This is a genomic window from Pseudonocardia sp. HH130630-07 (genome assembly GCF_001698125.1).
Classification (GTDB): domain Bacteria; phylum Actinomycetota; class Actinomycetes; order Mycobacteriales; family Pseudonocardiaceae; genus Pseudonocardia.
This window is the reverse complement of sequence record NZ_CP013854.1, coordinates 3,741,170-3,766,186: the sequence shown is the minus strand read 5'-3', so window position 1 is coordinate 3,766,186 and position 25,017 is coordinate 3,741,170. Positions and strand designations below refer to the sequence as shown.

At 74.6% G+C, this 25,017-nt stretch carries 24 protein-coding genes and 1 pseudogene; 12 read left to right on the top strand and 13 right to left on the bottom strand.

Features of this window, described 5'->3' with window-relative positions; genetic code table 11:
- Positions 1–6: 6 nt before the first annotated feature.
- The gene (locus AFB00_RS17910) at positions 7–417 is read right to left on the bottom strand and encodes an META domain-containing protein (RefSeq protein WP_068798195.1); all 411 of its coding nucleotides are present in this window, start codon (positions 415–417) and stop codon (positions 7–9) included.
- Positions 417–1,436 (bottom strand): LacI family DNA-binding transcriptional regulator, encoded by a 1,020-nt coding sequence (locus AFB00_RS33375; RefSeq protein WP_197519578.1) that lies wholly within the window; start codon positions 1,434–1,436, stop codon positions 417–419. The genes AFB00_RS17910 and AFB00_RS33375 overlap by 1 nt, the downstream gene beginning before the upstream one ends.
- Positions 1,437–1,493: 57 nt before the next feature.
- Between AFB00_RS33375 and AFB00_RS17900 the strand changes: the two genes are divergently transcribed.
- Positions 1,494–3,152, top strand: coding sequence for a glycoside hydrolase family 13 protein (locus tag AFB00_RS17900; protein ID WP_068798194.1), 1,659 nt, complete (start codon positions 1,494–1,496; stop codon positions 3,150–3,152).
- A 301-nt stretch (positions 3,153–3,453) separates the two neighbouring features.
- Here the strand turns inward: AFB00_RS17900 and AFB00_RS17895 are convergent, their stop codons facing one another.
- The gene (locus AFB00_RS17895) at positions 3,454–3,963 is read right to left on the bottom strand and encodes a DIP1984 family protein (RefSeq protein ID WP_231973968.1); all 510 of its coding nucleotides are present in this window, start codon (positions 3,961–3,963) and stop codon (positions 3,454–3,456) included.
- A gap of 50 nt (positions 3,964–4,013) precedes the next feature.
- The gene (locus tag AFB00_RS17890) at positions 4,014–4,925 is read right to left on the bottom strand and encodes an SDR family NAD(P)-dependent oxidoreductase (protein ID WP_068798193.1); all 912 of its coding nucleotides are present in this window, start codon (positions 4,923–4,925) and stop codon (positions 4,014–4,016) included.
- A 179-nt stretch (positions 4,926–5,104) separates the two neighbouring features.
- Here AFB00_RS17890 and AFB00_RS17885 point away from each other — a divergent pair, with 179 nt between their 5' ends.
- The 9 genes and pseudogenes from AFB00_RS17885 (at position 5,105) to AFB00_RS17845 (ending at position 14,300) form a co-directional block, all read left to right on the top strand.
- Positions 5,105–5,683 carry a TetR/AcrR family transcriptional regulator gene (locus AFB00_RS17885; protein ID WP_068798192.1) on the top strand — a complete coding sequence of 193 codons (579 nt, stop codon included), beginning with the start codon at positions 5,105–5,107 and terminating at the stop codon, positions 5,681–5,683.
- Between the two features lie 99 nt (positions 5,684–5,782).
- Positions 5,783–6,292, top strand: a complete 510-nt coding sequence (locus AFB00_RS17880; RefSeq protein ID WP_068798191.1) for a MarR family winged helix-turn-helix transcriptional regulator — start codon at positions 5,783–5,785, stop codon at positions 6,290–6,292.
- 166 nt (positions 6,293–6,458) lie between these two features.
- Positions 6,459–7,727: an FAD-dependent monooxygenase gene (locus AFB00_RS17875; protein ID WP_068798190.1), complete on the top strand. Its 1,269-nt coding sequence runs from the start codon at positions 6,459–6,461 to the stop codon at positions 7,725–7,727.
- A 24-nt stretch (positions 7,728–7,751) separates the two neighbouring features.
- Entirely contained in the window at positions 7,752–9,149 is a 1,398-nt protein-coding gene (locus tag AFB00_RS17870) for an MFS transporter (protein ID WP_068798189.1), read from the top strand.
- Positions 9,146–9,940, top strand: coding sequence for an FAD binding domain-containing protein (locus AFB00_RS17865; protein WP_068798188.1), 795 nt, complete (start codon positions 9,146–9,148; stop codon positions 9,938–9,940). The genes AFB00_RS17870 and AFB00_RS17865 overlap by 4 nt, the downstream gene beginning before the upstream one ends.
- Positions 9,933–12,299, top strand: a pseudogene (locus tag AFB00_RS17860) (xanthine dehydrogenase family protein molybdopterin-binding subunit). Before AFB00_RS17865 ends, AFB00_RS17860 begins: the two are co-directional and overlap by 8 nt.
- Entirely contained in the window at positions 12,296–12,799 is a 504-nt protein-coding gene (locus AFB00_RS17855; RefSeq protein ID WP_068798187.1) for a (2Fe-2S)-binding protein, read from the top strand. The pseudogene AFB00_RS17860 and the gene AFB00_RS17855 overlap by 4 nt, the downstream one beginning before the upstream one ends.
- On the top strand, positions 12,796–13,440 hold the full coding sequence (locus AFB00_RS17850) for an isochorismatase family protein (protein WP_068798186.1): 645 nt from the start codon (positions 12,796–12,798) through the stop codon (positions 13,438–13,440). The genes AFB00_RS17855 and AFB00_RS17850 overlap by 4 nt, the downstream gene beginning before the upstream one ends.
- The gene (locus AFB00_RS17845; protein WP_068798185.1) at positions 13,437–14,300 is read left to right on the top strand and encodes an alpha/beta fold hydrolase; all 864 of its coding nucleotides are present in this window, start codon (positions 13,437–13,439) and stop codon (positions 14,298–14,300) included. Before AFB00_RS17850 ends, AFB00_RS17845 begins: the two co-directional genes overlap by 4 nt.
- A gap of 22 nt (positions 14,301–14,322) precedes the next feature.
- Here AFB00_RS17845 and AFB00_RS17840 read toward each other — a convergent pair whose 3' ends face one another.
- From AFB00_RS17840 to AFB00_RS17825, 4 genes are read right to left on the bottom strand one after another with little or no spacing between them, the layout of a single operon-like run.
- A complete protein-coding gene (locus tag AFB00_RS17840; RefSeq protein ID WP_068798184.1) occupies positions 14,323–15,396 on the bottom strand; it encodes an ABC transporter ATP-binding protein in 1,074 nt (357 codons plus the stop codon).
- A gap of 27 nt (positions 15,397–15,423) precedes the next feature.
- Positions 15,424–16,329: a sugar phosphate isomerase/epimerase family protein gene (locus tag AFB00_RS17835; RefSeq protein WP_068798183.1), complete on the bottom strand. Its 906-nt coding sequence runs from the start codon at positions 16,327–16,329 to the stop codon at positions 15,424–15,426.
- Positions 16,326–17,483 (bottom strand): dihydrodipicolinate synthase family protein, encoded by a 1,158-nt coding sequence (locus AFB00_RS17830; RefSeq protein WP_156819846.1) that lies wholly within the window; start codon positions 17,481–17,483, stop codon positions 16,326–16,328. Before AFB00_RS17830 ends, AFB00_RS17835 begins: the two co-directional genes overlap by 4 nt.
- Positions 17,484–17,500: 17 nt before the next feature.
- Positions 17,501–18,652 carry a Gfo/Idh/MocA family protein gene (locus AFB00_RS17825; protein WP_068798181.1) on the bottom strand — a complete coding sequence of 384 codons (1,152 nt, stop codon included), beginning with the start codon at positions 18,650–18,652 and terminating at the stop codon, positions 17,501–17,503.
- 243 nt (positions 18,653–18,895) lie between these two features.
- Between AFB00_RS17825 and AFB00_RS17820 the strand changes: the two genes are divergently transcribed.
- On the top strand, positions 18,896–19,357 hold the full coding sequence (locus AFB00_RS17820) for a hypothetical protein (protein ID WP_156819613.1): 462 nt from the start codon (positions 18,896–18,898) through the stop codon (positions 19,355–19,357).
- A 13-nt stretch (positions 19,358–19,370) separates the two neighbouring features.
- Here AFB00_RS17820 and AFB00_RS17815 read toward each other — a convergent pair whose 3' ends face one another.
- The 5 genes from AFB00_RS17815 to AFB00_RS17795 all read right to left on the bottom strand — a co-directional run bounded on the left by AFB00_RS17815 (position 19,371) and on the right by AFB00_RS17795 (position 23,695).
- Positions 19,371–20,120, bottom strand: coding sequence for a maleate cis-trans isomerase family protein (locus AFB00_RS17815; RefSeq protein WP_068798179.1), 750 nt, complete (start codon positions 20,118–20,120; stop codon positions 19,371–19,373).
- Entirely contained in the window at positions 20,117–21,163 is a 1,047-nt protein-coding gene (locus tag AFB00_RS17810) for a leucyl aminopeptidase (RefSeq protein WP_068798178.1), read from the bottom strand. The genes AFB00_RS17815 and AFB00_RS17810 overlap by 4 nt, the downstream gene beginning before the upstream one ends.
- A gap of 87 nt (positions 21,164–21,250) precedes the next feature.
- Positions 21,251–21,841, bottom strand: a complete 591-nt coding sequence (gene aroQ / locus AFB00_RS17805) for a gamma subclass chorismate mutase AroQ (RefSeq protein WP_083275611.1) — start codon at positions 21,839–21,841, stop codon at positions 21,251–21,253.
- A 432-nt stretch (positions 21,842–22,273) separates the two neighbouring features.
- Positions 22,274–22,414: a hypothetical protein gene (locus AFB00_RS34125; RefSeq protein WP_197520011.1), complete on the bottom strand. Its 141-nt coding sequence runs from the start codon at positions 22,412–22,414 to the stop codon at positions 22,274–22,276.
- A gap of 93 nt (positions 22,415–22,507) precedes the next feature.
- The gene (locus AFB00_RS17795; protein WP_083275610.1) at positions 22,508–23,695 is read right to left on the bottom strand and encodes an ROK family transcriptional regulator; all 1,188 of its coding nucleotides are present in this window, start codon (positions 23,693–23,695) and stop codon (positions 22,508–22,510) included.
- Positions 23,696–23,749: 54 nt separating this feature from the next.
- On the opposite strand from AFB00_RS17795, the gene AFB00_RS17790 reads away from it, so the two are divergent.
- Positions 23,750–24,973, top strand: a complete 1,224-nt coding sequence (locus tag AFB00_RS17790; RefSeq protein ID WP_068798176.1) for an MFS transporter — start codon at positions 23,750–23,752, stop codon at positions 24,971–24,973.
- Positions 24,974–25,017 lie beyond the last annotated feature (44 nt).

Sequence of the window (25,017 nt, the reverse complement as noted above, 5' to 3'; positions counted from 1 at the left end):
CCGCGCTCAGGGCAGCTCGCGCACCAGCCGGGCGGGACCGTCCGGACCGTGCAGGACGAGCGTGCCGGCGTCGATCTCGACCCGCCGGGCGTCGCCGACCCAGACGGCGATCGGCACGTTCTCGCAAGCGATCTTGGTGCTCGGGCCGTAGCTGCCGGTGAACTCCCCGCCGGCCGCGACCGCCCAGGTGCCGCTCTGGCCGTTGCAGCCGTCGGACCCGGTCCAGTCACCGCCGTCGGCGAACTCGGCGAACGCCCGCCCGCCGGCCGCGCCGTCCGCCGGGTACCAGCGGCCGAGCAGGTCGGCCGCGGCGGCGGGCCGGGGCCCCGGCGGGTCCGCGGGCCCCGCACCGGCGTCGGCGCAGCCGAGCAGGACGAGGACGGCGAGCACCGCGGGGCCGAGCAGGAGTCGTCGCATCACCCCATCCTCTCCCGGACGCCGGGCGGGGGCGCCGTGGTGCCGCGGACCACGAGCCGGGTCGGCAGCTCGGCGTCGGTCGCCGGGGTGCCGGCCAGCGCTCCGAGCAGGGACCGTGCGGCCAGCTCGCCCTGGCGGCGGACCGGCTGGCCGATCGTCGTGAGATCGGTGACGGCGGCCATCTCGTGGTCGTCGAAACCCACCACCGAGACCTGGCCCGGGACGTCCACCCCGGCCCGGCGCAGCGTGCGGACCAGCCCCACCGCCGCCTCGTCGGCCATGGCGAACACCGCGGTCGGCAACCGGGGCAGGGTCAGCAGCTCACCGGCGGCGGCGACGCCCGACCCGACGTCACCCCCGACCTCCAGGACCGGGCCGGCGGTCCGGCCGGACTCGGCGAGCGCGTCGGCCCAGCCGGCGTACCGGGCCCGGGTGGTGCTGCGGCCGCACGCCTCGTCCGGGTCGAAGGACACCAGGGCGATCCCGTCGTGGCCCAGCCCGACCAGGTGCCGGACGGCGGCGCGGGCGCCGGCCCGGTCGTCGATCCCGGTGCGCGGCCAGCCCGACGTCGTGTCCCCGACGACGACGATCGGCACCCCCAGCGCGTCCAGCGCGGCCCGCTCCGCGGCGTCGGCACCGGAGGCGACGACGATCAGCCCGTCCACCCGGCCGCGGACCGGCAGCGTCGCGAAGAAGTGCGCCCGCGCACCCGGGTCGCCGACGTTGTGCAGCTGCATGGTGTGCCCGGCCGCGGACAGCACCGACTCCACCCCGGCGACGGCCTCGGCGAAGAACCAGCGGCCCGGGAACCGCGCGAGCACCGCGACGGTCAGCCGGCGGGACGGCGTGCGGTAACCGAGCGAGGCCGCCGCCCACCGGACCCGCTGGCGGGTCTCGTCGGACACCGGGGTGCCCGCCCGCAGCGCCCGGGAGACGGTCGCCGCGGACACCCCGGCCAGCTCGGCCACCCGCCGGACCCCCACCCGGCGGACGATCTCGTGCACCGGTTCGTCCGTCACCACGACATCGTGCCCGGACCTCGACAGCCTTGCAACACGCGTGCAACAGTGTGAAACATGACCGCCCACGAGCAGGACTGGTGGCGCAACGCCGTCGTCTACCAGGTCTACATCCGCAGCTTCGCCGACGGGATCGGCGACGGGACCGGCGACATCGCGGGCCTGCACGCCAAGCTGGACCATCTCGCCCGGCTGGGCGTCGACGCGATCTGGATCAACCCCTGGTACCCGTCGCCGCTGGCCGACGGCGGCTACGACGTGGCCGACTACCGGGCGATCAACCCGATGTTCGGCGACACCGCCCAGGCCGAGGCGCTGATCGCGGCGGCGCACGAGCGCGACATCCGGGTGCTGCTCGACATCGTCCCGAACCACCACTCGTCGGACCACGCGTGGTTCCGCCGCGCGCTCGCGGCCGCACCGGGATCGCGCGAGCGGGAGCGCTACGTGTTCCGCGACGGCCGCGGGCCCGGCGGCGCGGAGCCCCCGAACAACTGGGAGTCGATGTTCGGCGGGCCGGCCTGGGAGCGGGTGCCGGACGGGCAGTGGTACCTGCACCTGTTCGACGTCACCCAGCCGGACGTCAACTGGGCGGACCCGGAGGTCCGGGAGGACTTCGCGACCACCCTGCGGTTCTGGTTCGACCGCGGGGTCGACGGCTTCCGGATCGACGTCGCCAACTCGATGCTCAAGGACCCGGAGCTGCCGGACCTGGTGCCCGGCGTCAACGACGTGCAGGACGGCGGCCACCCCTACCTCGACCGCGAGGACGTGCACGCGGTCTACCGCTCCTGGCGCGAGATCGCCGAGGACTACGACCCGCCGAAGGTCTACGTGGCCGAGGCGTGGGTGCCGGACCCGGAGCGGCTGGCCCGCTACCTGCGCCCGGACGAGCTGCAGACGGCGTTCAGCTTCAACTTCCTGACCGCCGCCTGGATCGCCGAGGACCTGCGGCGCAACATCGACGACGCGATCGCCGAGAACACCGCGGTGGGTGCGCCGGCGACCTGGGTGCTGTCCAACCACGACGTCTGCCGGCACCCGAGCCGGTTGGCCCGCACCCCGGAGGCCGGTCGCGGCTGGAGCCTCGACGACGTCGTGGACCTGCCCGCCGACCCGGAGCTCGGCCTGCGCCGGGCCAGGGCCGCCGCGCTGCTGATGCTGGCGCTGCCCGGGACCGTGTACCTCTACCAGGGCGAGGAGTTCGGCCTGCCGGAGGTCGAGGACCTCCCGGAGAAGCTGCTCGACGACCCCACCTGGGAGCGGTCCGGGCACACCCGGCGCGGCCGCGACGGCTGCCGGGTACCGCTGCCGTGGGCCGCGGGCGAGCCGTCGTTCGGGTTCAGCCTCGGGCACCCGGACCCGCCGGCGCCGTGGCTGCCGCAGCCCGAGGTCTTCGCCCGGCACGCCGCCGACGCCCAGGAGGCCGACCCGGACTCGGTGCTGCACCTGTACCGGGACGCGCTGACCCTGCGCCGCGCCCATCCCGCGCTCGGCGGCGGCACGCTGACCTGGCAGGACTCGCTGGAGGGGACGCTGGCCCTGTCCCGCACCTCCGACGACGGCGCCGAGGGCGACGCCGGCTTCACCGCCCTGGTGAACGTGTCCTCCGCCCCGGTCTCCCTCCCCGAGGACGCCGAGGTGATGCTGACCAGCGCCCCCCTGACCCACCGCGGCGAGCTCCCCGCCGACACCACGGCCTGGCTCCGCCACTGACGCACCCCTCCCCGGGGTCACTCATGGAGCTTCGGCCTCGTGCGACCGGGCCGAAGCTCCATGAGTGCGGGATCCGGGTGCGCGGTGCGAGGTCCCCTGGCCCGCCCTCGCCGGGTGGGGCCGGCACGTGGTGGTGCTCGGTGCGTGGTGCACCGTCACTCGTGCCCCGTTCCGGGCGTGCCCCGTGTCGTCGGGTGACGCCGCCCGCGGCGCCGAGCAGTGGACCGGAATGACCGCCGGCCCTCGGTGTGTGCCCGCTCCCCGCCCGGCTACCGACTCGCACCGGCACCCGGGTCCGTCCTCAGTCGAGCATGGCGGTCGTCCAGTTCGCCCGCTGGATCCGGGCGTCGAGCTCGCGCAGGTCGCGGGCGACGCCGTCGGCCTGCTCGCGCAGCCGCGGCACCGGCAGCGCCGGGACCTCGCGGAGCTCGGAGTGCAGCTGGCGCCCGGCGTTGTGCCGGACGCCGTGCCCCGTGGCGGCGTCCGCCGCGGCGACCAGCAGCGAGTGCCGCATCCGGAGGACGTCGCGGCGGGCCAGCGCGTCGGTCATCGTCCCGTCCGGGCCCAGGTCGGTGGCCGAGTTGGTCCGGTTGATCCGCCGGATCAGCTCCTCCAGGCCGGTCAGCACGATCCCCGCCTGCTCCAGCAGGGCGGCGGCGTCCTCGGCGGGCGGGTCGCCCTCCTGGTGCCGGGCGTTCGCCGCGATCCGGTTGCGCAACGAGTCCAGCCGGTTGCGCAGTTCCGTACGGCGGGCCAGCGCCTCGGCGAGCGTGCTGCCGGGCGGGATCGCATCCTGGTCCGTCGTCGTCACGACGGCCAGTCTGGTGCCCCGGCCGCCACCGGCGCGACCGGGTTCACCCCTCAGGCGACGACGGGCAGGCCGGAGAACCACACCTCGCGCAGCGTGCTCTCGGTCCAGCGCCAGACCCGGCGGGCCAGCACCGGGTCGACCGCGTGCTCGATCGGCTCGGCCTCGGCGAGATCGGTGAAGTAGCGCCCGCTGATCCCGCCGGTGAGCGGCGACGCCGCCGCCAGGAGCACCGTGGCCGCCAGGTCGGCCGGGTCCCCGCCGGACGCACCGGGGCGCACCGCGTTCACCGCGATGCCGTCACCGGACCAGCGCCGGGCGGCCTCGACGGTGTGCAGCATGGCGGCCGTGCGGGACCGGGTGTGCGCCAGCGCGCCGTCGTAGCGGGTGGAGAAGAAGTGCGGGTCCTCCAGGTCGAACGGGGCCGCGAGGTCCGCGTCGGAGAGGACGTGCACGATCCGGGCGCCGTCGACCGCGGTCAGCGCCCAGTGCAGGCCGGAGCTGAGCGAGGCCGGGCCGAGGTGGTTGACGGCCAGGTGCAGCTCCCACTCGTCGCCGGTGCGGGTGAGCGGCGCGTCGGCCACCGAGGCGGCGTGCACGAGGATGTGCAGCGGGCCGTCCCAGAGCCGCACGAACCGGGCGACCGACCGCTGGTCGGTGAGGTCGAGCTCGCCGACCAACACCTGCTCGTTGCCGGTCTCGGCGACGATCCCGGCGCGGGCGGCCGCGCCGGCCTCGGCGTCCCGGACGGCGAGGGTGACCTCGGCGCCGGCCGCGGCGAGCGCGCGGGCGGTCGCCAGGCCGACCCCGGACGCGGCACCGGTGACGACGGCGCGGCGCCCGGTGAGGTCGGCACCGGCGAGCACGTCGGCCGGGACGGCGGTGGTGGCGGCAGTGGACGTGGTGGTGGTGGTGGTGTGCGTGGTGGTGATCGGGGATCGGGTGGTCGTGGACCGGAGGAACATCGTGCTGATCCCTTCTGTTCACCGGGTGTGCGGCGGTCACGGACCGGGGAGGACCGGCCGCGCTGCACATCCGGGGACGAGAAAACGGAGGACTCTCCGTATGACTCGGAACTCTATCCGGAGTAGCCTCCGGATAGCAAGCCGTATCGTGGTCCGGACCGCGTTCGAGGAGGCACCCCATGGGCACCGGCACCCGTCCCGCACTGCGTGCGGACGCCGCCCGTAACCGCGAGCTGTTGCTCGCGGCGGCGTTCCGGGCGTTCACGGCGGAGAGCACCGGCGGCCCCTCCCCCACGCTGGACGGCATCGCGAAGGACGCCGGGGTCGGCATCGGCACCCTCTACCGGCACTTCCCGAACCGGGACGCGCTGGTCGAGGCCGTCTACCGCAACGAGCTGGACCGGCTGTGCTCCGCGGCCGCGGAACTGGGCGCCGAGCTGCCCGCCGACCAGGCCCTGCGCGCCTGGATGGACCGGTTCGTCGACTACGTGATCACCAAGAAGCACCTCAAGGACTCGCTGCACTCGCTCGTCGCGTGCGGGCGCAACCCGTTCGCCCAGAGCCGGGAGCGGATGCTGGAGGCGGTGCGCGAGCTGCACGTGGCCGGCATCGCCGAGGGCACCCTGCGGTCCGACGTGGACGCGGCCGACGTGCTGGTCGGCACCAGCGGGATCTGCATGGCGCTCGCCGATCCGGAGAACCGGGTCCAGGCCGGGCGACTGCTGGACCTGCTGGTCGACGGCCTGCGCCCGCGCTGATCCCGTCCCGTCCCGGCGGTGCGCCGGTCGTGACCGTCCGGGCACGTAGGATCACCGGCGCGTCCCGGGCACCCGGTCCGGACCGGCCTCGGAGGAACCATGGGCGAGCCGTTGCGGCGGGGTGAGCGCACGCCGGCCGTCACCGCGGCACCACCGGCGGACCTCGTCGCCGCGCCGGGCTACGGCGCCCGCCGGATGTACCAGGCCTACCTCGCGGCCTGGAACCGGCACGTCGACGCGGTGCTCACCGGTCCGCAGTTCGCGGTCCTGTCCGCGGTGCGCGCCTACCCCGACTCCGACCAGGGCTCGCTCGCCGGTGCGGTGGCGCTGGACACCTCGACGATGGCCGACGTCTGCCGCCGCCTGGAACGGCGCGGCCTGATCCGGCGGACCGAGTCACCCCGCGACGCCCGCCGCAAGCTGCTCTCGCTGACCAAGGACGGCGGCGCCGCGCTCGCCGAGGTCACCCGCCGCACCCGGCGCCTGGACCAGGAGCTGCTCACCGCCCTCCCCGAGGACCGCCGCCACGACCTGGCCGCCCTCCTGAACACCCTCGGCACCCACTGGGAGTCGATAGCGGAACGCAACCACCTGACCGACCCCGCGTAACCGCCACTCATGGAGCTTCGGCCCGGTGAGACGAGGCCGAAGCTCCATGAGTGCAACGTGGGGAGGGGCAAACTCTTGCGTATCCGGATAGTACGTGCTCGGATTAGTTCCTGTGGGGGCTGCGTCACACCCGACGCGGCGGGAACGGCATGCGAGGAGGTACGTCGTGGCACCCAGCCAGTCGCTGGAGATCACGGTCGCCGGGGGCGGCCTCGGCGGGCTGACGACGGCGCTCGCCCTGCGCCGGCAGGGCTTCCGGGTGACCGTGCTGGAGACCGCGCCGCAGCTCGGTGAGGTCGGGGCCGGGATCCAGACCGCGCCGAACGCGAGCCGGGTGCTCGTCGGGCTCGGCCTGCGCCCGGCGATGGAGCGGATCCACACCGCGCCGCAGGACCAGGTGCGACGGCGCTGGGCCGACGGCGCGGTCATCGCCCAGCTCCCGCTCGGCCGGTCCGTCGTCGACGCCTACGGCGCGCCCTACTGGCACTACCACCGGGCCGACCTGCACCGGATCCTGCTCGACGCGTGCACCGACCCGGACGGGCCGGGACCGGTCGTCGCCGTGCACACCGGCGCCGAGGTCGTCGGGCTCGACGGCACCGGCACCGACCGGCCGGTCGCGGTCACCGCCCGCGGCGACCGGTTCGCCGGCGACGTCCTGGTCGGTGCCGACGGGATCCGCTCCCGGGTCCGTGACCTCGCCGGGTTCGACGACACCCTGGTGTTCTCCGGGGAGATGGCCTACCGGGCACTGATCCCGGGCGACCTGATCGCCGCCGACCCGGCCACCCGGTTCCTCCTCGACCGCTACCACTCCACGATCTGGTACGGCCCCGGCCGCCATCTCGTGCACTACGTGATCCGCCGCGGGGAGTTCCTCAACGTGGTCGCGATCGTGCCCTGCACGGCCGGGGTGGAACGGGACTGGACGGCCCCGGCACCGGTGTCCGAGCTGGTGGAGGCGTTCGCGGACTGGGACGACCGGGTCCCGGCGATGCTGTCCAAGGCCAAGGAGGACGTGGCCGCGTTCGCCCTGTACCGCCGCCGCCGCGACCCGGTGTGGATCGACGGCCGGGTCGCCCTGCTCGGCGACGCCTGCCACGCGATGCTCCCCTACCAGGCCCAGGGTGCCTCGCAGGCGATGGAGGACGCGGCCGTGCTCGCCGAGGAGCTCGGCGCGGCGGGCCGGGCCGGGATCGACGGCGCGCTGGCCCGCTACGTGCACCGCCGGGCCAAGCACGCCGGGATGGTGCAGGACGCGTCCCGGGCGAACATGGACTTCTACCACCTCCCCGACGGCCCGGAGCAGCGCGAACGCGACGCCAAGCTCCGCCGGTTCGACGGCGAGTCCGACGTCTCCTACGACTGGCTCTGGCGCGGGTCACCGCTGCACGATCGCGGCGACGAGGCCGTCACGTACCAGTTCGTCCGCTGACCCGACCGACCAAGGAGTACCGCCATGCGTACCGGAGACCAGGTCGTCCAGGACCTGCCGTGGCGCTGGGGCGTCCAGGGGAAGATCTTCCTCATCGGCGGCCTCGGCTACATGTTCGACGCCTGGGACGTCGCCCTCAACGGCTTCCTCACCCCGCTGCTCGGGACCGAGTTCGACCTGTCCACCGGGCAGCGGGGCCTGGTCGCGACGGCCAACCTCATCGGCATGGCGGTCGGCGCCGTCGCGTGCGGCACCATCGCCGACCGGATGGGCCGCAAACGCGTCTTCAGCATCACGCTGCTGATCTTCGCGCTGTTCTCGGTGCTCGGGGCGCTGTCGCCGAACTGGGAGGTCTTCCTGCTGCTGCGCTTCCTGGCCGGGATCGGGCTCGGCGGCTGCATCCCGGTGGACTACGCGATCGTCAGCGAGTTCTCCCCGCGCCGGCAACGGGGCCGGGTGCTCGCCGCGATGGACGGCTGGTGGCCGATCGGCACCACGCTGGCCGGGCTGTCCGCGACGCTGCTGGTGCCGGTGGACGGCAACTGGCGCTGGATGCTCGCTCTGATGGTGCTGCCCGCGCTGCTGCTGTTCTGGATCCGGCGTGGTGTCCCGGAGTCGCCGCTGTACCTGGCCCGCACCGGCCGCGAGACCGAGGCCAGGGTCGTCATCGACGACATGGTCCGCCGTACCGGGGCCGCCGCCGAGCCGTACGTGATCACGGCCGCCGCCCCGGAGACCGTCACCTCGCGGCGGCGCGGCCTCGGCGCGCTCACCGAGCAGCTGCGCCTGGTGTGGGCGTTCTCGCCGCGGATCACCGGGGTCGCCTGGGCGTTGTTCGTCTCGGTGATGGTCGTCTACTACGCGGCGCTGTCCTGGATGCCGTCGATCCTGCGGGCCCAGGGCATGGGCGAGGTCGCCGCGTTCGGCTCGACGACGGTGATGAACGCGGTCGGCATCCTCGGCGTGATCACCTCGGTGCTGCTGGTCGAGACGCTCGGCCGCAAGTGGGTGATCGGCATCGCCGGACCGGCCGCGGCACTGTCGCTGGTCGTGTTCGCCCTGGTCATGGAGTCCTCGACGGCGGCCATCGCGATGATCGCGGTGTTCGGGTTCTTCGCCCTCGTCGTCATCCCGGTGATGTACGCCTACGTCTCCGAGCTGTACCCGACGGAGCTGCGGGCCTCCGGGTTCGGCTGGGCGTCGTCGTCGAGCCGGGCGGTCACCGGGTTCGTCCCGCTGGTGTTCGGCAGCCTGCTGTGGCCGGTGCTGGGGCTGCCCCTGACGTTCGCGCTGATGGCCGTGTTCGTCCTCGCCGCCGTGGTGTTCATGGCGCTGGGGGCCCCGGAGACCCGCGGGCGGGAGCTGGACCGGATCACCGGCACCGAGGAGCGGCTGGACGGCCCGGTCGCGGAGCGCACGTGAAGCCGGCCGCGTTCACCTACCACCGGGCGTCGTCGGTGCGCGGCGCCGTCGAGCTGCTCACCGAGCTGGCCGACGACGACCCGAAGATCCTGGCCGGCGGGCAGAGCCTGGTCGCGATGATGAACTACCGGATGGCCCGGCCGGGGCACCTCGTCGACATCGGCCGGATACCCGGGCTGTCCGGCATCCGGCGCGACGGCGACGCCCTGCGGATCGGCGCGCTCACCACGCACCACGCCGTCGAGCGGGCCGACCTGGGGCCGGACTTCCGGGTGCTGTCCGAGGCGATGCGCTGGGTCGGGCACCTGCCGATCCGGACCCGCGGCACGGTCGGCGGCAGCATCGCGCACGCCGACGCCACCGCCGAGTGGTGCCTGCTCGCGGTGCTGCTGGACGCGGTCGTCGTCGCCGAGGGTCCGGGCGGGCGCCGGGAGATCGCGGCCGGGGAGTTCTTCCTCGGCCCGTTCAGCACGGCGCTCGGCGCCGACGAGATCGTCACCGAGGTCGTGTTCGGTCGCCCGGCGCCCCGGGCCGCGCTCGCCGAGTACGCCGACCGGCGCGGCGACTTCGCGATCGTCGCCGCAGGAGTCGATCTCGACACCGGGTCGGTCGCGCTGGGCGGGGTGGGCACCGTCCCGGTGCTCCTGCGCCCCGCGGGCCCCGCCGCCGAGGTCGCCGACGGCCTGACCCTGCGCGACGAGCCCGGCGCCCCGGCGGCGTACCGCCGGGCGCTGGTCCGGACCCTGGTCGAGCGGGCCAGGGCCGAGGCGGGAGGACGGCGGCATGGCTGAGCCGGGGTTCCGCCGGGACGGGACGTGGGTCGGGGCGGACGTGCCGCGCCGCGAGGACCCGCGACTGCTCGCCGGGCGCGGGCGGTTCGTCGATGACGTCACGCTGCCCCGGATGCTGCACGCCGCATTCGTCCGCAGCACCGAGGCGCACGCGCTGGTGACCGATGTGGATCTGTCGCAGGTGCGGGAGACACCGGGCGTCGTCGCCGCGTTCGCCGCCGCCGATCTCGCGCTCGCCGACATCACCGCGCTGCTGGACCGCCCGCCGGAGGAGTTCACGCCGACGGCGATGCCGGTGCTGGCCCGGGACAAGGTCCGCTACGTCGGCGAGCCGCTGGCGGTCGTGCTGGCGACCGACCCGTACACCGCCGAGGACGGGGTCGAGGCCGCCGTCGTCGAGTACGCGCCGCTGGACCCGGTCGTCTCCGAGGCCGCGGCGCTCGCCGCCGCCGGTCCCCCGGTGCACGACGAGGCGCCGGGCAACGTGCTCGTCGACGTCTCGCTGTTCGCCACCAAGGGCATCGACGAGGTCTTCGCCGGCGCGCACACCGTCGTCACCGTCGAGGCCACGACCGGGCGGCAGAACGCGCTGCCGCTGGAGACCCGCGGCGTCGTCGCCGACTGGGACGACCGCGACGACCAGCTGCGCGTGCGTACCTGCACCCAGGTCCCGCACCAGGTCCGCACGGTGCTGGCCCGCTGCGCGGGACTGGACGAGCGGCAGGTCCGGGTCACCGTGCCGGACATGGGCGGCGGGTTCGGGCAGAAGTGCGTGGTGGGCCGCGAGGAGATCGCGGCCGCGGCGGCGGCACTGCGGCTGCGCCGCCCGGTCAAGTGGATCGAGGACCGGCGCGAGGCGCTGACCGCGAGCTTCCTGGCCCGCGAGCAGCACTACACCGCCCGGGCCGCGTTCACCGCCGACGGCGAGATCCTGGCCCTGGACGCCGACGTCGTCTGCGACATGGGCGCCTACTCCTGCTACCCGTTCACCGCGGGCATCGAGCCGCTGATGGCCTCGGCCGAGATGCCCGGCGTCTACCGGGTCCCGGCCTACCGGGTCCGCGGCCGGGCGGTCACCACGAACAAGGCGCCGACCGCGCCGTACCGCGGGGTGAGCCGGCCCCAGTAAGTGATGGTGGCCGAGCGCCTGATGGAGCGGGCCGCCCGCGAGCTGGGGATCGACCCGGTGCAGATCCGGCGGCGCAACCTCATCACCGAGTTCCCGTACCGCGGGGTCAACGGCATCACCTACGACCCGGGGTCCTACCGGGAGTCGCTCGACCTGTGCGAGCGGGTGCTGCGCGAGGAGGGCTGGCCGGGCCACCGCGAACCGGGCCGGATCGTCGGGATCGGCTACTCCTGCTTCTCCGAGCGGACCGGCTACGGCTCCGGTGCCTTCGCCCAGCGGCGGATGCAGGTCGTCCCCGGGTTCGACCTCTCGCAGGTCACGATGGACACCGGCGGGGCGGTCAGCGTCACCACCGGGACGCTGTCGCACGGCCAGAGCCACGAGACGACGTTCGCCCAGATCGTCGCCGACCGGCTCGGCCTGCCCTACGACAAGGTCACGATCGTCCAGGGCGACACCGACCGGATCACCTACGGCTGGGGCTCGTTCGCGTCCCGCTCGGTGACCATCGGCGGTTCGGCCGCCGCCGGGGCCGCGACGAAGCTCGGGGAGACGCTGCGGGCGATCGCCGCGCACCTGTCCGGGACCGATGTGGACTCGGCCGTGCTGGACGGCGCGGGCGGGGTCCGTGCCGGGGACCGGACGTACCCGTTCGCCGAGCTGGCCGAGGTCGCCTACCTGCGCGCGCACCTGCTGCCGAAGGACGTCGGCCCGGGGCTGACCGCGACGGCGAGCTTCGACGTCGCCGGGGACGGCACGTTCTCCAACGCCAGCCACGGCTGCGTGGTCGCGCTCGACCCGGGCACCGGCGGTGTCGAGATCCTGCGCTACGTCTGCGTGGAGGACTGCGGCGTCGCCATCCATCCGCGGGTGGTCGAGGGCCAGGCCCGGGGCGGCATCGCCCAGGGCATCGCGGGCGCCCTGTTCGAGCAGGTCGTCTACGACGAGCTCGGCCAGCCGCTGGCCCCCAGCTTCATGGAGTACAAGGTGCCGACCGCCGCCGAGATCCCGGACGTGCGGATCGAGCACCTCGAGACCCCGTGCGCGTTCACCGCGAACGGCGCCAAGGGAGCCGGGGAGGGCGGGACGATCGGCGCACCGGCCGCCGTCCTCAACGCGGTCAACGACGCGCTGCGGCACACCGGCGTCGAGCTGGACGCCACCCCCATCCCCCGGCACGCGATCCACGCCGCGCTGGCCGCGGCCCCGACCCGAGAGGAGGCACCGTGACCGACGTCGTCCTGGTCGATCTGCACGTCAACGGCGAGCGCCACGACCTCGCGATCCCGCCCCGGCGCACGCTGGCCGACGTGCTGCGCCACGACCTGGGCCTGACCGGCACCCACGTCGGCTGCGAGCACGGGGTCTGCGGGGCCTGCACCGTGCTCGTCGACGGGGCACCGGCGCGCTCCTGCCTGCTGTTCGCAGTGCAGGTGGAGGACGCGGACGTCCGCACCGTGGAGTCGCTGGGGCACGACGGGCAGCTCTCGGACCTGCAGCGGTGCTTCGCCGCCCACCACGGGCTGCAGTGCGGGTTCTGCACGCCCGGCTTCCTGATGCTGGCCGAGGGCTACCTCGCCGCGGAACCGGACCCGAGCCGCGAGCAGATCCGCGAGGTCGTCGCATCGAACCTGTGCCGGTGCACCGGCTACCAGACGATCGTCGACGCGGTACAGGACTGCGCGGCGCAGCGCCGGGCGATCGCGGGCGCCGCCGGGGGCGAGGAGTGAGCGCGGGACCGCACGGCGCCGCCACCGACGCGACGTACGACACCGCCGGGTTCGGTGCCCCGGGCCGGCGCGGCACCCGGCCCGCGGTCGTCGTCGTGGACCTGAGCGCGGGCTTCACCGACCCGGCGTACCCGACGGGGTCCGACCTGTCCGCCGTCGTCACGGCGACCGGCGAGCTGGTGGCCGCGGCCCGGGCGATCGGTGCGCCGGTCGTCTGGACGACGATCGCCTACACCCCCGCCGAGCTCGACACGCTGCCCTGGCTGGTGAAGGCGCCGGGGATGCGCGGGCTCGTCGAGGGCTCCCCCGCCGTCGCGCTCGACGACCGGCTCGACGTCCGCCCGGTCGACCATCTCGTCGTGAAGAAGGGGGCGTCGGCGTTCTTCGACACCGGGCTCGCGACCCTGCTGCGCGCCTCCGGGGTGGACACCGTGCTGCTGTGCGGGGCCACCACCAGCGGCTGCATCCGGGCGAGCGCGGTCGACGCCGTGCAGTCCGGGTTCGGGGTGCTCGTCGCGCGCGACTGTGTCGGCGACCGGGCCGCGGGGCCGCACGCGGCGAACCTGTTCGACATCGCGGCCAAGTACGGCGACGTGCTCGGCCGGGACGAGGCACTCGGCTACCTGGAGGAGATCGCATGACCGGCACCCGGGCCGTCCGCCAGGACGCGCTGGCCGACCTGGCCGACGTCCCCGCCGTCTCGCGGTGGGCACGCAACGGGGCGGTGCGCCTGCACGCGCTCGACTACGGCGGCGACGGGGTCCCGGTGCTGGTGCTGCCCGGGATCACCAGCCCGGCCGTCACCCTGGACCTCGTCGCCCGGGAGCTGACCGACCGGTTCCGGCCGGTGGTGCTCGACGTCCGCGGCCGCGGCCTGTCCGACAGCGGCGACGGGTGGACGCTCGCCGACTACGCCGCCGACGCCGTCGCCGTGCTGTCCGGTCTGGACCTGCGGGACCCGGTGCTGCTCGGGCACTCGATGGGCGCCCGGATCGCCGCGGCCACCGCGGTCGCGCTGGCCGGGCGGGGCGCGGCCCCGCGCGCGACCGTGCTCGTCGACCCGCCGCTGTCCGGGCCGGGCCGGGCCCCCTACCCCACCACGCTGGAGACGTTCCTGGACCAGCTGCACCAGGCGCAGCGCGGCACCGACGCCGACGAGGTCGCCCGGTCCTGGCCGCGGTGGCCGCGGCGCGAGCAGGAGCTGCGGGCGCGCTGGCTGTCGTCGTGCGACGAGACCGCGTTGCGTGCCACGCACGCCGGTTTCGAGTCCGAGGACTTCTTCGACGTCTGGCCGCACGTCCCCGGCCCGGTGACGCTGATGTACGGCGACCGCTCACCCGTCGTCCCGGCCGAGGGCGCCGCCGAGCTGGCCGCTGCCCACCCGGGGGCGACGACGGCGGCCGTCCGCGGCGCCGGGCACATGGTGTTCTGGGACGAACCGGCCGAGGCGGTACGCGTGCTGCGCACCGCCCTGGCTGGAACGGCGCCCGGCGCACCGTAACGGCGGCACGCCGGGCACCGGGTCACTCGAGCCGGTCGCCGCCGGCGTCGAACAGGTGGGCACGGGAGCCGTCGAGCTGCAGCCGGACGTTCTCGCCGATCGACGGGCTCGACGCCCCGTCGGTCTGCACGGTCAACCGGTGCTCCTCACCGGCGACGTCCACCGTGGCGTGGACGAACGCGGTCGCGCCCAGCTCCTCGACCAGCTCGACCCGGGCGGGCAGGCCCTCGGTGGAGAGGGTCACGCCCTCGGGGCGGAACCCGATGGTGACCTCGCCCTGGGCCGCGGCGGCACCGGTGACGGAGAGCGCGGTGCCCTCGTACCCGACCGGCAGCACGCCGTCCGCGGTCACCTTCGCGGGCAGGAAGTTCATCGCCGGCGAGCCGATGAACCCGGCGACGAAGGTGTTGCGCGGCCGCGCGTAGAGCTCCTTCGGCGGCGCGCACTGCTGCAGGACGCCGTCGCGCAGCACCGCGACCCGGTCCCCCATCGTCATGGCCTCGGTCTGGTCGTGGGTGACGTAGACCGTGGTCGTGGCCAGCCGCCGCTGCAGCGCCACGATGTTCGCCCGGGTCTGCACCCGCAGCTTCGCGTCGAGGTTGGACAGCGGCTCGTCCATCAGGAACACCGAGGGCTCCCGGACGATCGCCCGGCCCATCGCGACGCGCTGGCGCTGACCGCCGGAGAGCGCCTTCGGCTTGCGGTCCAGGTACTCGGTCAGGTCCAGCAGCTTCGCGGCGTCCTCCACCCGGGACCGCCGCTCGGCGGCCGGCAGCTTCTGCAGCCGCAGAGCGAACTCCATGTTCTGCGCGACCGTCATATGCGGGTAGAGCGCGTAGGACTGGAACACCATCGCGATGTCGCGGTCCTTCGGCTCGACGCCGGTGACGTCGCGGCCGCCGATGAAGATCGAGCCCTCGTCGGTGGGGTCGAGCCCGGCCAGCATCCGCAGCGCGGTGGACTTGCCGGAACCGGACGGCCCGACCAGGACCAGGAACTCCCCGTCGGCGATCTCGAGGTCGAGCCGGTCGACCGCGCGGACGGTGCGGTCACCGCCGAACACACGGGATGCCTGCTGGAAGGCGACTTCGGACATGGATACTCCTTGCTCTGCGGATGCGGGCTACAGGTGCGGTGCTACGAGTTCGGCGTACCGGCGGACGATCGTGGCCAGGGCGTCGGCGCCGTCCGCCGCCCAGAGGTCCTGGTTGAACACCTCGACCTCGACGTCACCGCGGTAGCCGCGGGCGGCGACCGCCGAGGTGAGTCCGGCGAGGTCGATGTGCCCGTCGCCGGGGATCCCGCGCGAGCACAGGGTGTCCGCGGGCAGCGGGGTGATCCAGTCGCCGACCTGGTAGGACGCGATCCGCCCGGCCGCCCTGGTGAGCTGGGCGTCCAGCGCCGGGTCCCACCAGACGTGGAAGGCGTCGACGACGACGGTGACCTCGTCGGCGGCGAACGGCTCGGCCATGTCCAGCGCCTGCCCGAGGGTGGACAGCACCCCGCGGTCGGCGCAGAAGATCGGGTGCATCGGTTCCAGCGCCAGGCTCACCCCGCGCTCCCGGGCGTACGGCACGAGCTCACCGAGCGCGTCGACCACCGCCCGGCGGGCACCGGGCAGGTCCCGCGACCCCTCCGGCAGCCCGCCGACGACCAGGACCAGCGTGTCGGTGCCCAGCGCGGCGGCCTCGTCGATCGCGGCCCGGTTGTCGTCCAGCGCCTGGCCGCGCGCGGCCGGGTCCGGGTCGGTGAGGAAGCCGCCGCGGCACAGCGAGGACACCCGCAGCCCGGCGTCGGCGACCATCCGGGCGGCCCGGTCCAGGCCGGTCTCGGCGACCGGCTCGCGCCACAGGCCGATCGCGGGCACGCCGGCCCGCACGCAGCCGTCCACGGCCTCGCGGACCGACCAGGACGGGATGCTGCGCTGGTTCAGCGACAGTCTGGCGAGCCGCGCGTCGCCCGGCTCCGGGGTCGGGATGCGGGCCGGCTCGCCGGACGGGACGTCGATCCCCGCGGTGGTGGTGCTCATCCGACGACCCCGTTCACCTGCAGGAACGTGGTCATCCGGTGGGCCGCGAGCCCCGGGTCGGGCAGCAGGCCCGCCGCGTCGGCGAGCCGGAACAGCTCGGCCAGGTGCACCGCCGAGCGGGCGCTCTGCAGCCCACCGACCATGCCGAAGCCGCTCTGGTGGCCGGCCAGCCAGGCCAGGAACGCGATCCCGGTCTTGTAGTGGAAGGTCGGCGCGGTGAACACGGTGCGCGAGAGCGCCAGCGTCGCCGCCATCTCCCGGTCGTACGTGGCGGTGTCGCCGGCCTCGAGCGCGGTGAGTGCCGCCGACGCGGCCGGGGCGACCGCGGCGAACGCGCCCAGCAGCGCGTCGGAGTGGTGCGTGCCGTCGCCCCGGATCAGCTCCGGGTAGTTGAAGTCGTCGCCGGTGTAGAGCCGGACGCCCGCGGGCAGCGCGGCCCGCAGGGTGCGCTCGTGGTCGGCGTCGAGCAGCGAGACCTTGACACCGTCGATCCGCCCGGCGTGCGCGTGGCACAGCTCGAGGAAGGTCCCGGTGGCGGTCGGGACGTCCCGCGAGCCCCAGTAGCCGGCGAGCTGCGGGTCGAACATCTCCCCCAGCCAGTGCAGGACGACCGGCTGCTCCGCGGCGGCCAGCACCCGGGCGTAGACGTCGAGGTAGTCCTGCGCGGTGCCCGCGGCCGCGGCGAGCTGGCGCGAGGCCATCACGATGACCTGGGCACCGGCGGCCTGGACCGTCTCGACCTGGTGCAGGTAGGCGTCGGTGACCTCGGCGAGGGTCACCGCACCCGGGGCGTGGTCGGTGCCGGCACCGGCGGCGATCCGCGCGCCGTGCTCGCGCGCCTGCTCGGCGCTGCGGCGGATCAGCTCCGCGGCGCAGGCCCAGTCCAGACCCATGTTGCGCTGGGCGGTGTCCATGGCCTCGGCGACGCCCATGCCGTGCGAGAACAGGTGCCGGCGGAACGCGAGCGTCGCGTCCCAGTCCAGCCGGGCCGGCTCGCCGGGCGAGTTGTCCGCCAGCGGGTCGGCCACCACGTGCGCCGCCGCGAAGACGGTCCGCACGGTGTGCGGTGCCGGGCGCGGGGTCCACGTCCGCGGCTCACCGAGGACGTGCGGCTCCAGCGTGCCGTCCGCGCGGGGCAGCAGCAGGCCCCGCAGCGCGGGCGCCGCCGCGCTCACCGGCCCGCCCCGGGCAGCTCGATCCGGCGGCCGGACGCGGAGGACTCCAGACCGGCCTCGGCCAGCTGCAGCCCGCGTACACCGGAGGACAGGTCGTGCGCGTGCGGACGGCCGGCCAGCACGTCGCGCAGGTACTCCTCCCACTGGGCGCGGAAACCGTTGCCGAACGTGTCGTTGTCCGGGACCGGGGACCAGCCGTCGCGGAAGCGCAGCTCGGTCGGCAGGTCCGGGTTCCACACCGGCATCGGGGTGGCCACCCGCGGCTGGACCCGGCAGTCGAACAGGCCGGCCACGGCGCTGCCGTGGGTGCCGTCGACCTGGAACTCGACGAGCTCGTCGCGGTGCACCCGCACCGCCCAGGACGAGTTCACCTGGGCGATCACGCCGCCGTCGAGCTCGAAGATGGCGTAGGCGGCGTCGTCCGCGGTGGCGGCGTAGCGGCTGCCCTGCTCGTCGACCCGCTCGGGGATGTGCGTGACGACCCGGGCGGAGACCGCGCGGACCGGGGCGAACAGGTTCTCCAGCACGTAGTTCCAGTGCGGGAACATGTCGATGGCGATGCCGCCGCCGTCCTCGGAGCGGTAGTTCCAGCTCGGCCGCTGCGCGGTCTGCCAGTCGCCCTCGAACACCCAGTAGCCGAACTCGCCGCGCACCGAGAGGATGCGGCCGAAGAAGCCGGACTCGACGAGCCGGGCCAGCTTGCGCAGGCCGGGCAGGTACAGCTTGTCGTGCACGACGCCGACGACGAGCCCGGTGCCCTCGGCGGCGGCGACCAGCTCGCGGGCCTCCTCGACGGTCTCGGCGGTCGGCTTCTCGACGTAGACGTGCTTGCCGGCGGCCAGCGCCTTGAGCACCGCGGGCTTGCGGCCGGCCGTGGTCTGGGCGTCGAAGTAGATGTCGTTCGCCGGGTCGGCCAGCGCGGCGTCGAGGTCGGTGGTCCACTCCCGGACGTCGTGCCGGGCGGCGAGATCGGCCAGCTTGGTCGCGTTGCGTCCGACGAGGACCGGCTCGACCTGGACCCGGCTGCCGTCGGCGAGCTCGATGCCCCCGGCCTCCCGGATCGCCAGGATCGAGCGCACGAGGTGCTGCCGGTAGCCCATCCGGCCGGTCACGCCGTTCATGACGACGCGCAGTGTGTCGCGAGACATTCACACTCCTGAGTTGGGAAAGCGCTATCCGGAGTGTCCATGCCCACCCTCGTGCGCGCAACCCTGCGTCGACAGAATCCGGCCGGTCGTTGCTCGATGTCGTAACGCACGCTATCGGCGTCGCCCGATCAGCGGTAGGGGTATCGCAGCGTATTTGGGAAAGCGCTTTCCACCAGCGCACGGCCCGAGTGCCCGGCGAACACGGTGGGCGACGCCCGGCCGGGGCCCTCTACTGTCGCGGGCGTGCGCATCCGAGACCGTCGCGGCGCGGCCGCCCTCACGATGATCGCCCTGCTCGTCGTGGGCGGGTGCGCGTCCGGGCCGGCGACCACCCGCAGCGTGCAGGGCGAGGGCGCGAGCGCCTCGGACCGGGTCGGCGCGCCCGGGCTGGAGGCGCTGCGCACCAAGATCGGTTTCTTCACCCGGGACCCCTGCGCCTCCGGCGACGCGGCGGAGGTGTTCGCCCGGTGCGGCCGGTTCACCACCGAGGTCCGCAACGCGATCGGTCAGGTCCGCCGGGACGCCCCGGACGCCACGCCGCAGGCCGACGCGACCGAGCAGGCGCTCGGCCGGTTCGCCGAGACCGGGTGCGAGGCGGCCCCCGGCACCGTCGGCGAGGGGGACCCGGCCGTCTGCGGGCCCGCGTTCGCCGCGGTGCAGGACGCCGTGCAGGGCATGGCGGACGCGGTCGGCCCGGCCCGCTGAGCCCGCACGGGCCTCAGCCGGCCAGCAGCGCCCCCGCACCGGGGACGACGGGTTCGAGGCCGAGCGCGGTGAGGATCCGGTGGGTCGTGGCGGTGGCCGCGGAGAGCACCGGGATGCCGATCTCGTCCTGCACCGGCTCGATCGCCGGCAGCGACGGCATCTGCACGCAGGCGCTGAGCACGAGCGCGTCGGCCCGGGTGAGGTCCAGCCTCCGGTGGTGCTCGCGCAGGCCGGCCGGATCCAGCCGGGCGACGGCGAGGTTGTCCGGCACCTGCAGCGACAGCGCGTCCACGACCTCGACGCCGGCGTCCTCCAGGTAGGCGGCGACCGCCTTCGTCAGCGGCTCCAGGTACGGCGTGATGATCGCGACCCGCCGCGCACCGAGTGCGGTGATCCCGGACAGCAGGGCTCCCGCGCTGGAGACCACCGGTGCCCCGCTGCCCTCCGCGCGCAGCGCCGCGGTGATGTCGTCCTCGGCCGTGCAGTGGTAGCCGGGCCCCTGCGCCATGATCGCGACCAGGCACGCGGTGGCGACGACGTCCGGGCGGGCGTCGGCCAGCTCGGCGGCCGCCCGCTGGGCCTGGGCGTTCATCGCGCGCAGCTGCTCCGGGGTCACGTGCTGCATCCGGGCCCGGGCGGCGTGGAAGACGAACCGGTCCTCGGGCCGGACCTCCTCGCGGGCGCGCAGCATCCGCGGCAGCTCGGTCTCCATCGTCAGGTTCGACGACGGGACGATCATCCCGACGTGGTGGTCCCGCGTCATCGGCGCGCCGCCGGCCGCATCTCGGGGACGGTCAGCTCACCGGCGTCGACGATCAGCTCGTCGTCGAGGTAGAGGGAGTTGCCACGCATCGGGATGTCGAAGTGGCAGGCGGTGTCGTTCGGGCCGCCCAGCTCGTTGTTCGGGCCGATGGAGAACATGACGTTGCCGTAGAAGCTGCGCAGCTCCATGCCCATGCCGCCGCCGAACTGGGTCAGTCCGTGCCAGTGGGCGCGCTCGTCGAGGCCCCAGCCGACGTGGCTCATGCCGTAGCCGCGCGGGTCGTCGAAGCTGCGGATGTAGCTGCTCAGCAGGTCGGCGTCCAGGCCGGACGTCCCGGCGCCGCCGCGGATGTCGCGGACGAAGCCCTCCTCGACGGTGATCTCCACCGGGGTCTGCACGTAGGTGTTGAACGGCAGCAGCACGTCGCCGGGGGCGAGGACGATCGTCCCGTCGACGCCGTCGTCGGCCCCGCCGGTGAACACGAACGCCGCCGGCCAGTGGTCCCAGCGCCCGGGGGTGTCGGTGTAGCCGTACTCGCTCAGCGTCGGGTACACACCGAGCCGGTAGGTGATGTCGGTGCCGTGCGGGCTGGTGATCCGCATGGTCGAGGCCTTGGCGAGCAGCTCCGCGCCGATCTCGACGCGCTCGCGCAGCTCGGTGGTCGGCATCAGCCGGGCCAGCAGCTCCGGCGGTTCGACCGCGGTGAGGATCCGGGTGCCGGCGCCCTGGATCGCGAACTGCTCGGGCGAGAACAGCAGGAACGTGCAGTCGACGACCATGTCGGCGGCCTTCAGCGCCTCGACCGCGAGCGGGATCCGGCCCAGCCCGGAGTCGCCCACCGCCCAGGCACCGCTCGCGTCGGCCGGTGCCGGGAGCCGCATGTGGTAGCCGGTCGCGCCGAGCCTCCCGATCGCCCAGAGGAAGGCGTCGGCGTACGCGGTGCGGTCCGCGCCCCGGGTCAGCACGACGACGGTCTCGCCGTCGTGCACGCCGGACAGGGTCAGTTGCTGCAGGCAGATCTCGTTGAACAGGTTCTGGTCCATCGCGGCGGCCTCCGTGTCTCGTCCAGTTAATCCGAGCACGTACTATCCGGGTACGCAAGACCACCGGGCGTCCGGGACCGCTCCGGGTCAGCCGCAGATCGACATGAGGGCCCGGCCCAGGGCCGCCCGGTGCACGTCGTCGAGGGGTTCCGCCGTCGCGACGGCGGCCTGCGCCAGCGCCGACGGGCAGTCGTCGTGGGTCCGGGCCGGGGTGGCCAGCTTCAGCGCGGCGATCAGCTCGTCGCCGACCCGGTCCAGCTCCGGCCGGACCGCGGCGAGATCAGCCGGGGCCGGACGGGTGTCCGGCCGGTCGGCCCACCGGCGGAGCAGCTCGTTCTGCACCTGGGTGCTCGCCGCGATCTGGTCGGCGAACACCCGGGCGGCCCACTCCGGGTCGACGCCGTCGCGGGCGGCGTCGGCACGGGCGTCGTCGAGGACGACCTTCTCCCGGGCCGGGTCGGTCACCGGTCCGCCGGACTCCGCCTTGGCCGCGGCGACCCGGTCGGACAGCACGGTCCGCTCGGCCGCGAGATCGACGACCCGGGCGAGCCCGTCCACCGGCGCGGCGCCGGCGGGTCCCTGGGTCAGCGGGGCGGGCAGGTCACCGCACCCGGCGAGGAGCACGACGAGCGCGCCGGACCCGACGATGGTGGCGGCACGACGTCGGAGGGCGATCACGGGACGAGCCTACGACGAACGCCGGATCGCCCCGGCGCCGCCCATTGAGCCTTTTTCAACCTGACCAGCGAGCTTCTGCGTCAGGAGATCGCGAAGGTTGCAGCGCAACTGCTCTGACCACAGCTGCACAGGTCACCGGCTCGCCAGCTCGGCGTCTGCACCCACACAACCAGGCCCCTGAGCTGCCGGAACGGCAGGTTGAAAAAGGCTCATTGTCGGACGAAAGCGGTGCGGCACAACGGCCACGCCCCGGCGCGCCGAAACGGACCCGGCGCGGGCGAGCGGTGAATGGCGCCGGAGAATGTGGTTGGTACCCATCCGGATCCGGTCGAAACACGAATCAGCCGGTTTCTCCGGACACGGGTGCGGCCCCGGGGTGACCCCGGGGCCGCAGCCGGGCGTCGTACCGGCGGACCGACGTCGTCCGCCTGGTCAGAACCAGGCTTTCCGGCCGCCCACCGGCCGGCCGACCGCCCCCAGGATGAACAGGATGACACCGATGATCACGAGCAGGCCGCCCAAGTAGTACAGGAGCTGAATGCTCGTGAAGTAGCCGACCAGCAGGAGGATCACTCCGAGGATGATCATTTTCCGTGCCCCTTCCGAGAATGTGAGGGAAAGGTACACTTTTCCGCCCCCGAATGCAGCGTGGAGATCATGCCGGTTTCAGCCGGCCCGGGCCGCCAGCCCCACCGCCGAGGTCGCGTGGTCGAGCGCGATCGCCGCGGCGCCGCGCAGCGCGCCGTCGGTGGCGTACCCGGCGTCCCGGACGGGCGGCGGATCGGCGCGGCGGAAGGCCATCAGCCCGGCCCCGTAGGCGTCGGCGAAGGCCCGCGGCGCCGCGGCCCGCACGCTCGGGCCGAGCCCGCCGAGCACGACGACCTCGGGATCGTGCGCGTTCACCAGGCCGGCCGTCCCCCGCGCGAGCGCAGCCGAGGCCGACGCGACCGCCGCCACCGCGGCCGGCTCCCCGGCGACCGCACGGGCCAGCACCTGCTCGGAGTAGTGCCGCGGGTCCTCGGGCGGCGGCTCGTCGAGCATCCGGGCCAGCGCCCACCCGTTGACGCCGTTGTGCCAGCACCCCCAGGCACCGCAGTCGCACTGGATCGACGGGTCACCGAACGGGAGGTGCCCGAACTCCCCGCCCGCGCCGCGGGCACCGGCCAGCGGACGGCCGTCGAGCAGCAGCGCCCCGCCGATCCCGCCCTCCAGGGTGAGGAACAGTGCCGTGCGCGCGCCCGCGGCGGCGCCGGACCGGACCTCGGCCACCCCGGCCAGGTTCGCGTCGTTGCCGACGAGCACCGGGAGGTCGAGCCCGGAGCCGATCCGCCGGACGTCGAGCGGGCTCCATCCCTGCCCACCGGCCTGCGCCAGGTGCTCGTCGACGACCGTGGCCGCGACCGCGACCCCGATCGCGACGACGGGCCCGCCGGACCCGGCGACCAGCTCGCCGACCACGGCGTCCAGCTCGGCGACCACCGCGTCCGCGGACCGCCGGGCGTGTCGGCCGGACCGGACCGCGACGGGGACGCCGTCCAGCCCGCAGAGGGCGGCCTCCCAGTCGACGACCTGCACGTCGACCGCCACGACCACCGGCCCGTCCGGGGCCGGCACCAGCCGGGTGGTGGGCCGGCCGCGGCCGCCGCAGGGCGCCCGTTCCTCGACGACCCAGCCGAGGTCGCGCAACCGCCCGGCGATCTCGGTGGCCGACCCGCTGGCCAGGCGGAGCCGCCGGGCCAGCTCGACCCTGGTCAGCCCGGGCTCGTCGCGGACCTCGCGCAGCGCCTCCGCGGTCGCCCGCCACCGGTCGGTCTCGGCCCGTCCGGGACGTGAGTCGGCCGACAACGCAGTCATCGGGTTTGACACCTCCAGGCCCGCTCTTCTTATCCTCGTATCGCGATGAAAAACATGTCTTTACGCGACACCCACTCTCCCACCTCCACCGGGTCCGGCCGCGGGCCCGGTCCGGCGCTGTTCGCACTGGCGCTCGGCGGGCTCGCGATCGGCACCACCGAGTTCGCCTCGATGGGGCTGCTGCCGGACTTCGCCGCCGACCTCGGCGCGACCGTCCCGCAGGCCGGTACCGCGATCAGCGCCTACGCGCTCGGCGTCGTCGTCGGGGCGCCGGTACTCGCCGTCCTCGGTGCCCGGTGGCCGCGCAAGCGCCTGGTGCTGGCACTGGCCGGTGCGCTGGCCGTCGCCAACCTCGCCTCGGCGTTCGCCCCGACGTTCGGCACGTTCGTCGCCACCCGGTTCCTCGCCGGGCTGCCGCACGGCGCCTACTTCGGCACGGCGTCGGTGCTGGCCGCGTCGCTGGTACCCCGGGAGCGACGCCCGCGGGCCATCGCGACCGTGATGAGCGGGCTGATGATCGCCAACATCGTCGGGGTCCCCGGCGCGACCTGGCTGGGCCAGGCACTGGGCTGGCCGGCGGCCTACCTCGCCACCGGCGTGATCGCCCTGGTCACGGCGGCGGCGGTGTGGCGGCTGGTGCCGGACGTGCGCGACGAGCGCCGCGGCTCGCTGCTCGGCGAGCTCTCGGCGCTGCGCCGCGGCCAGGTGTGGATCACGATGGCGGTCATCGCGACCGGCTTCGGCGGCTCGTTCGCCGTGTACAGCTACGTGACCCCGGTACTCACCGAGGTGTCCGGGCTCGCCGCGGCCGCGGTGCCGCTTGCGCTGGCGGTGTTCGGCCTCGGTATGACGCTGGGCAACCAGGTGGGCGGGCGATTGGCCGAGCGGGCGCCGGTGCGCACTATCGCCGTCGGGCTCGGTGCCGCCGCGGTGTCGATGGCGGTGTTCGCGGTGACCGCGTCGTCGCCGGTGCTCGCCCTGCTCGCGCTGTTCGCACTGGCCTTCACGACGACCGCGACGACCCCCGCGCTGGCCACCCGGCTGATGGACGCCGGCCGCGAGGGACCGACGCTCGGCGCGACCCTGCACCACGCCGCGTTCAACGTGGCGAACGCCCTCGGCGCCGCCCTGGGCGGTGCGGTGCTCGCCGCGGGCTGGGGCTGGACCTCGCCGGCCGCCGCGGCGACCGTCCTGCCGCTGCTGGGCCTGGTGGCGCTGGCCGCCGCGGTGCGCCTGGAGCGGGTCGAGCGGCGCCGGGACCTCGCACTGGCCGCCTGACCCGAGGAGCACGACGCGCGGTGTCGGTCATGTCACCGGCGGGA

Coding starts and splice junctions, on each gene's coding strand:
- AFB00_RS17910 (WP_068798195.1), bottom strand. CDS start 417: ATGCGACGACTCCTGCTCGGCCCCGCGGTGCTCGCCGTCCTCGTCCTG.
- AFB00_RS17900 (WP_068798194.1), top strand. CDS start 1,494: ATGACCGCCCACGAGCAGGACTGGTGGCGCAACGCCGTCGTCTACCAG.
- AFB00_RS17890 (WP_068798193.1), bottom strand. CDS start 4,925: ATGTTCCTCCGGTCCACGACCACCCGATCCCCGATCACCACCACGCAC.
- AFB00_RS17885 (WP_068798192.1), top strand. CDS start 5,105: ATGGGCACCGGCACCCGTCCCGCACTGCGTGCGGACGCCGCCCGTAAC.
- AFB00_RS17880 (WP_068798191.1), top strand. CDS start 5,783: ATGGGCGAGCCGTTGCGGCGGGGTGAGCGCACGCCGGCCGTCACCGCG.
- AFB00_RS17870 (WP_068798189.1), top strand. CDS start 7,752: ATGCGTACCGGAGACCAGGTCGTCCAGGACCTGCCGTGGCGCTGGGGC.
- AFB00_RS17845 (WP_068798185.1), top strand. CDS start 13,437: ATGACCGGCACCCGGGCCGTCCGCCAGGACGCGCTGGCCGACCTGGCC.
- AFB00_RS17840 (WP_068798184.1), bottom strand. CDS start 15,396: ATGTCCGAAGTCGCCTTCCAGCAGGCATCCCGTGTGTTCGGCGGTGAC.
- AFB00_RS17835 (WP_068798183.1), bottom strand. CDS start 16,329: ATGAGCACCACCACCGCGGGGATCGACGTCCCGTCCGGCGAGCCGGCC.
- AFB00_RS17825 (WP_068798181.1), bottom strand. CDS start 18,652: ATGTCTCGCGACACACTGCGCGTCGTCATGAACGGCGTGACCGGCCGG.
- AFB00_RS17815 (WP_068798179.1), bottom strand. CDS start 20,120: ATGACGCGGGACCACCACGTCGGGATGATCGTCCCGTCGTCGAACCTG.
- AFB00_RS17810 (WP_068798178.1), bottom strand. CDS start 21,163: ATGGACCAGAACCTGTTCAACGAGATCTGCCTGCAGCAACTGACCCTG.
- AFB00_RS17795 (WP_083275610.1), bottom strand. CDS start 23,695: ATGACTGCGTTGTCGGCCGACTCACGTCCCGGACGGGCCGAGACCGAC.
- AFB00_RS17790 (WP_068798176.1), top strand. CDS start 23,750: ATGTCTTTACGCGACACCCACTCTCCCACCTCCACCGGGTCCGGCCGC.